The following is a 7,121-nucleotide window of genomic DNA, read 5'->3' on the forward strand; positions in this document are numbered from 1 at the left end:
ATCATCAAAAAGAGTGCTGAAATGAATGTTTTAATCAGATTGTGCTTTATTCTTGTGATTGGGTTTTTTGGCGCGAATAAAACCCTAAACGCAACAGCCATTCCTTCTCTTGACTTTGGCTCTTTTTCCATGCCAATCACTGCCAATTTCTCAGATGGTGCGTTAAATGTATTCAAATGGTTTGAAAAACACCCATCAGTGGGTGTTAAAGTTGGTCGGCTTGCAAATCAAGACGACACTATCTTTACTCTAGTTTTCATTGTGATAGTTGTCGCAATAATTGCCCTTATCGCTATTTTTATAAGGAGTATATTACTAAACACAATTTTTGTAGGATCGCTCATAGGATCCTTATGGTTGTATATGGTAGGGTTTTATTATTTTTATGGTGTTCCCTTTTTGAGTTATTTGAGCGGTTGTTATGAATCGTTTTCTTTCTCCGCATGCTATCCTCATAGTTTGCAGCTACTCCCCACCCTTATGCAGTATTCGCCCATTTACTCCATAATCAAACTTCTTGCTCATTTTAATATAGAGATCACTTCTAAGATTATCATTTCTCTTGTTTGGGTGTGTATAGGGCTGTATTTTTTGTTATTGCAAGCGTTTTTTAGTCTTACAAATTATTAGTTGCAGAAAATTCAAGAAGGCAAAAAATTATCTTTTTTCCTCGAATCAATCATTAGGTTATTTTTTGGTTTTATGATAGTTTCTTTTATTGCCGTTCCATGCTACTATGTTTTATTGGCGATGGAGTACCAAATAGCCCATGAACACCCAGGAGAATTAATAAGCACGATTGGTTTTGTTGCGTTAGCAGTGCTTGTGTATTACTTATGGGGTAAATGGGAGAAGTTGCTATGGGGCGCACCTTCCAATCAAGAGCAACAACTCTCCAATCAAGGCAACCAAAATCAATGATTGTGATTGATCGCTAGGTCAATCTGACTTAAGCTCCAAAAAGGAATCTCAAGCCAAAAGACATGCAGTGTTAAGCCAATATGTTATTGGATTTTAGAGTTTTAGAGTCTTTTTAAAGGAACGCTTGAGCCAATTCAAAGGAGAAAAAAGAGGGATCGCTTCATTCCTTTTGAAAGAGTGTGGGTTTGAATACAATATAGGAAAAAGACTATCATGCGAGCTATCCAAATTAGATCCGATCAAAAACTACCCTTTAATGGTTGTATCAATGAACTGCATCGGCTCTAAATACAAACTCATTGCCTTTATTCAAGAAAATATCCATGCGGTTGTGGGGCAACCTTTTGGGTGTGATTTTTTGCGATCTGTTCGCTGGGACGGGTATCGTGGGGTGTGCGTAAAGTGGTCTCTAGGTTCAACACTAAAAAACCTTTTTTCATTAGACAGCGTGTTAAAAGCCAATCAAGTTATCCCTAAAGATGCTTAACATGTTAAAATAATCTCATACAAAATTAAGTTGTTTGATCGCTTTTAAACGATTTTTAAAAGGAAAAATTTATGGATGAAATTAAAACGCTGTTAGTGGATTTTTTCCCGCAGGCAAAGCATTTTGGGATAATCTTAATCAAGGCTATTGTTGTCTTTTGTATCGGTTTTTATTTTTCGTTTTTCTTACGGAACAAAACCATGAAACTTTTATCCAAAAAGGATGAGATTTTAGCGAATTTTGTCGCACAGGTTACTTTTATCTTAATCCTTATCATCACCACAATCATTGCGCTCAGCACGCTAGGCGTGCAAACCACTTCTATTATCACTGTTTTAGGAACGGTGGGGATTGCGGTGGCGTTGGCTTTAAAAGATTACCTTTCAAGCATTGCTGGAGGGATAATCCTTATTATCTTGCACCCTTTCAAAAAAGGAGACATCATTGAAATCTCTGGCCTAGAGGGCAAAGTAGAAGCGCTTAATTTTTTTAACACTTCTTTACGCTTGCATGACGGGCGTTTGGCGGTTTTGCCCAATAGAAGTGTCGCTAATTCTAATATTATCAATAGCAATAACACGGCATGTCGGCGCATTGAATGGGTTTGTGGGGTAGGGTATGGGAGCGATATTGAACTGGTGCATAAGACTATAAAAGATGTTATTGACTCAATGGAAAAAATTGATAAAAACATGCCCACTTTTATTGGAATCACGGATTTTGGACAAAGTTCATTGAATTTCACCATTAGGGTTTGGGCAAAGATTGAAGATGGGATCTTTAATGTGCGCAGCGAATTCATTGAACGCATCAAAAACGCCCTAGACGCTAACCACATTGAAATCCCTTTCAATAAGCTAGATATCGCTATTAAAAATCAAGACTCTTCTAAGTGATTGGTGTGAGACGCATTGATTGCAGTGATACTTGAATTTTAAAGGAGACCCCACATCAAGCAGCAGCGTATGTCGTTTAATGGAAAAATATAACGATAAAATGAAAGAGGTTTTAAACGATGAGCTAACCTACTATTTAAATAAAACCATTAAAGAGTGGGTGTATAACATCAATTATGGGCTTTAGAAAGTAGAAAAAAATCTAAAAGCTAAACAAGAGCAAGAGAAACGCATGGCATAAGAGCCATGCGCTTGGCAGTGAAACAAAAGAAAAAAAGGAAACAACATGGGAAAAATGAAACAAGAAACAGCGATTGACTATGAAAAATTAGCGAATCATTGGAATAATAATGATGAAAACAGCGAAGCACTAAACGCTTTTGCAGACGCTTACCTTTATAAACATGAGAAAAAGAGTCAAAAGATTCGGGCAATAGAGATAAGTTCTCTAAACAAAGCCTGCATGGGAGAATTTTACCACAAAAACCCAAAATTATTTTAATAACGATCGCTCCAAGGAACCAACGCCCCATGACCTCAAGAAAAGAGAATAGCTTGAATCGGTGAGATCAGCCCTCATACCAATTTTTGGGTAGGATAAACAAACCCTATTCCTAAAATATTTTGATTCATTTAATCCTATCTAAAAATATTAATCTGATTCTAAAATTCCCTCTAACTCTTTAGTGAGATTTGCAATTTCTTTCAACTCTTTAAGATTGAGAGTAAGCTTATAATTGACTTGATTATTGGGATTCATTGGCACTAATTGTTTCTTAAAAACTCTAAAATCCAATAGCATATTGGTTTAACACCAACTAAATACCCTCTCCCTAATTTATCAACGCCTAGAGTTATTAATATAATTCTCAATATTTTTTTTAAAATATTTAAAGATAAACTCAATGTTCAAAATTTTAACTTTTTCTTGAAGAACTTGCCCCAAATTACCATCAATTGATATTAAAATGCATTTCGCATTGGCTCCACCAAAAATTTGAGCGTCAGCAGATAGAGCGGTTAAAACCCCCTTATTTTTTAACTCCCCACTCTTGCACTCTGCAACATAGAGATTTTTACCATCGCTAAAAGCTATGTCAAGCTCAGTATAAATAGGGTGCTTATCTCCTTGAGTGGCGTTTGTGTTTCCAACGCCCAAAATCATATTCAAGCGTAGATCATAGATCACTTGTTTGTCTAGCAACTCCAGCAATTCACAATAAATATATTCTTCAAACCAACCCCCTATAATGTATTTTCTAAAATCATCTTCATCTTCTGAATATCTGAGCTTTATTTCCTTTCCATCTATATTCACGAAAACTTGATGGTCTTTGTAAAGCAATTTAAGATTATTTTCATCAATATCCATCGTTTTATCTTTAGAATAACTATCATTAATTTTTTGATAATTTTCAATAATTCTTGCACGATGTTCATACAATAAGTTGCTTAAATTTTTACGCTCTTGTATCTTTTCTAAACTCTTTTCATCTATGATACCATTTTGTTTTATCATACGATTTGGGACATGCAAAGAGAAAAAAGTTTCCACATCTTTAATGGGGATAGCCGGAATAGCAAAAGGCTCAATACCGCTTGGATTTTTAAAAAATAATAGTCGTTGGGCTTTTTCTTCAATATAGAAATAAGGTGCTTGAATATTCTGATGCCTTTAGCCCTGCTAGAAACATCATTTTAGTCCCACCGGTTAGATTAAAACACAATCTCTTATCCTTTAAGCCATTTTTGTTTGTATGTTCCAAAATGTTTTCATAAATATTTTTAGGTTCAAAAACATTCACTTCTATAGAATGAAGACGATCGGTATTGATTTGAAAGTTCTCATTAGTTTCTTTTCATTCTTCAAAAAACCTCTTTAATGCCTTAGCGTTTTTAGAACTAGAAGTGATAAAAACATGCTTTTGAGTGCTAAATTGACGCATTCCTAAAAGAATGTAAGTTTTAAGTGTTCTCTAAGTTTCAATCTAAGTCAATTAAAAAATCATTGAAAATGTAGCATAAATTTTTTAAACAAAAGCTTAAAGAATAATTTCATTCCTTTAATATTGATTGTGAGTTCTTATGAAATGGGCTGGTAGTTCTTATATGAGTTGCTAGTAAGTTTTAATGGTGTTTTGCTCCTAGTTCTTAATCATACAAGCAACCTAGTTCATATCATTAGAGCAGATAAGTTCTTAATCTATTTTCCCCTTAGTTCTTTGCTTAATGTGAGCTATTAGGTTCTAACTTGTGGCTTTTAGTTTTTATCGTGTAGCCCTTAGTTCCCTAATTGTTGCTTACAAGTTCTTATTGGTAGGCTGCAAGTTCTTTTGATTGTGCTATAAAGTTTTCATTCTATAGGCTACTAAGTTCTTACCATATGGCTATCTAGTTCTTAATGTTTTGACTACAAGTTCTTTCAATAAAAATCTCTAAGTTTTTATAGCGTTTCTAACAAGCCCTTGCCTAAAAAATTGAGTAATGGGGTTAAAGCTTTTGAATGAAATTTTTCTCTCTTACTAGATTAAAAATTTAATTCATCTATCAAAGCACTTTTTAAAAACTTTTTAGGCAAAAAGTTAGCAAAAACCCTTATTTTTTAAAAATCTAGCTCCAAGTCCCTTGAATACGAAGTTTTAACCATATGTGTACGCACACATGGTGTTATCCTGCACCTTTTTGATTTAGTTCTAATTTCAATTCTTTGTGCTATGCTACAAAGAATTGAAAAATCGCTAGATTTAAAATCAAAAGTCTAGCTCTTAAATTAGCGTTAGCTTGAATAAAATTTGGGCGTTTTAAATGCCTTGTTAGTAAGGGAAAGAAGTTTAGCTTGAAAGTGTGCGAATTAGATAAAAATTTAGCAATGTTGTTAAGTCTTAAAGGGTTTGTATGCTAGATAGGGCTATATTAGATACTAAGCTAGATAGTCGCCCTATGGACTTATCTTTCTTAGATGATATTTTAAAGCATATGCAAAAGCCTAGATTTAGTGATAGCGATAAAGTAGATAAAAGATTGCTCATTAAGTTCAATCAATTTAACCCTAACTCAAAGTTTATTAAATCTAATCTAGTTGGCACAAAAACAGCTAGTCCTGTGCTTATTAAAAACATAGGGCAAATGAAACGCTCCCACTTAGAAAATGCCCTAAATTATGCTTTAGAAAATAGCGAAACAGCTTACAATGAAATGTTTTTAGAATGCGATAAGCAATTCATCTTAGAGAGTTGGCTCAATGACTTTGATTTGACTAAAGATTATAACGAGACTATGCACTTAGTTTTTTCTATCAAAGATAAGCCAGATGAAGAGACAATGCAAGGGCTTTTACATTCTACTTGGGAGAGCTTAAAAATAAGATTGCCTGAATACAAGTTTGCCCTTGTGCCACACGCTCATCAAGACCATGCCCATATCCATTGTTTTATCAATAAGACTAATCAGCTCACACGAAGAAGACTGCGTTTTAAGGGGCATGAAGATTGTAAAGAATTTTTTAATGAATTAAGAAGTGAGTTTGCTTATAGGTTGAATGACCACTTATTGAGCGAAGAATACTTGTATGTCAATGAGCCAAAACTTAAAGAGCTAGACAATATCAAACAACAATTACAAGACTTGGAAAAAGAAGAAAAAGCCTTAGAACAAATCAAATCCCCACAAGATGAGTGGGACTTAAACAAGGCTTTACAAAGCGAGTATTTACAAGAACTCAAATATAAAAACAAAGCAAAAGCCCTAGACATTCAAAATAACCACAGCACCCCTTTAAAACAAAAGATTTCTGAATTTAAAATCGCTCTGTTTAATCACAAAGACACAAGCGATGATGAAAAAGAACAGCTAGATATTGACAGGATAGATAAGAGAAAACCAGTAAGCGAACACTTAAAAAACACTAACAAACACGAGCTATACGAACTCTTAGGCTTTTATCAAAAAGAATTAGATAAAAAACAAAACCATTCAGCCTTTAAGAATTTTGCTATTCTCAATGGTTTAGACAGAGACTTTGAAAGAGAGACTAAGGGCTATTCTGTTTTAAAGAAAAAAGAAATGCTTTTAAATAAGCTTGAACACCTAGACAAACGCCTTTTAGATAAAAACTCACACTTACTATTAGCCCAGCTAAGAAATGAAGTTAAAACCAAGCAAAACACCCAATACAACACTCTAACTAATCCTATTTTTTTAGCCAAAGCCTTAGAACTTTCTAAAGATAAACGCCCCACTCTCAAAACTTTTAAAAACGCTTATTTTAGTGCTAGAAAATATCAATTCATGCTAGAGAGCTTTAAAACTAAGCAAAATGACCCCACTTACAAGCTTAATGATAACACTTATGAGCTAGTGAGTAAGCAACTACAAGACTATCAAAACACCATGCTTTTATTAGCCAAAGAGAGATTACTTTTTTTAGAACAAGATTTAAAACAAAAAGAAGAAGAGTTTGAAAGAGCTAAAGAACATTATGTGAAATCTTCAAAACATTATAGAGAAACTTCATTGTCTCCAAAAGAAAAACAAGGCTTTCTCAAACAAATTAAACAATTTTCTAAAATTTCTAAGGATATTCTCTATACTTGTAATGAAATCATAGGAGCTAATAGGTTTTTAACCCACTATGACAACCTAAACCTTGAAAAAGTCCTAGAACACGCTAAAGATACTAAGCTAGAGCAAAAAGAAATTCAAGCTATCACAAAAGAGCCTAACAGCGATGAGCCTTGGATTGAGTTTGGTAAAAAAGAACAAGCTAGAGCTAAAGCACACTATCAAGCTATGCTAGAAAAAGAAAAAGCTAAAGAATT

General features: G+C 33.9%; 6 protein-coding genes and 2 pseudogenes. 6 read left to right on the plus strand and 2 right to left on the minus strand.

Annotation, left to right across the window (positions count from 1 at the left end; all coding sequences use genetic code 11):
* Nucleotides 1-21: 21 nt before the first annotated feature.
* From G6069_RS07700 to G6069_RS07720, 5 genes and pseudogenes are all read left to right on the plus strand, one after another.
* Nucleotides 22-630 (plus strand): hypothetical protein, encoded by a 609-nt coding sequence (locus tag G6069_RS07700; protein ID WP_197293910.1) that lies wholly within the window; start codon nt 22-24, stop codon nt 628-630.
* Nucleotides 631-921, plus strand: coding sequence for a hypothetical protein (locus G6069_RS07705; RefSeq protein ID WP_197293911.1), 291 nt, complete (start codon nt 631-633; stop codon nt 919-921).
* A gap of 268 nt (nt 922-1,189) precedes the next feature.
* Nucleotides 1,190-1,319 (plus strand): annotated as a pseudogene (locus tag G6069_RS07710) (DNA adenine methylase); the annotation flags it as partial.
* A 160-nt stretch (nt 1,320-1,479) separates the two neighbouring features.
* The gene (mscS, locus tag G6069_RS07715) at nt 1,480-2,304 is read left to right on the plus strand and encodes a small-conductance mechanosensitive channel MscS (RefSeq protein WP_197293912.1); all 825 of its coding nucleotides are present in this window, start codon (nt 1,480-1,482) and stop codon (nt 2,302-2,304) included.
* Nucleotides 2,305-2,590: 286 nt separating this feature from the next.
* Nucleotides 2,591-2,806: a hypothetical protein gene (locus G6069_RS07720; protein ID WP_000517562.1), complete on the plus strand. Its 216-nt coding sequence runs from the start codon at nt 2,591-2,593 to the stop codon at nt 2,804-2,806.
* Between the two features lie 150 nt (nt 2,807-2,956).
* Here the strand turns inward: G6069_RS07720 and G6069_RS07725 are convergent.
* Nucleotides 2,957-3,085 (minus strand): annotated as a pseudogene (locus tag G6069_RS07725) (type II restriction endonuclease); the annotation flags it as partial.
* Between the two features lie 60 nt (nt 3,086-3,145).
* A complete protein-coding gene (locus G6069_RS08040; protein ID WP_331459028.1) occupies nt 3,146-3,859 on the minus strand; it encodes a Card1-like endonuclease domain-containing protein in 714 nt (237 codons plus the stop codon).
* A gap of 1,340 nt (nt 3,860-5,199) precedes the next feature.
* Here G6069_RS08040 and G6069_RS07735 point away from each other — a divergent pair.
* Nucleotides 5,200-7,121: relaxase/mobilization nuclease domain-containing protein (locus G6069_RS07735; RefSeq protein ID WP_197293913.1), on the plus strand; the 1,922-nt coding region annotated here is incomplete at its 3' end.

The sequence above is a fragment of the Helicobacter pylori genome (genome assembly GCF_017594925.1).
GTDB lineage: Bacteria > Campylobacterota > Campylobacteria > Campylobacterales > Helicobacteraceae > Helicobacter > Helicobacter pylori_DP.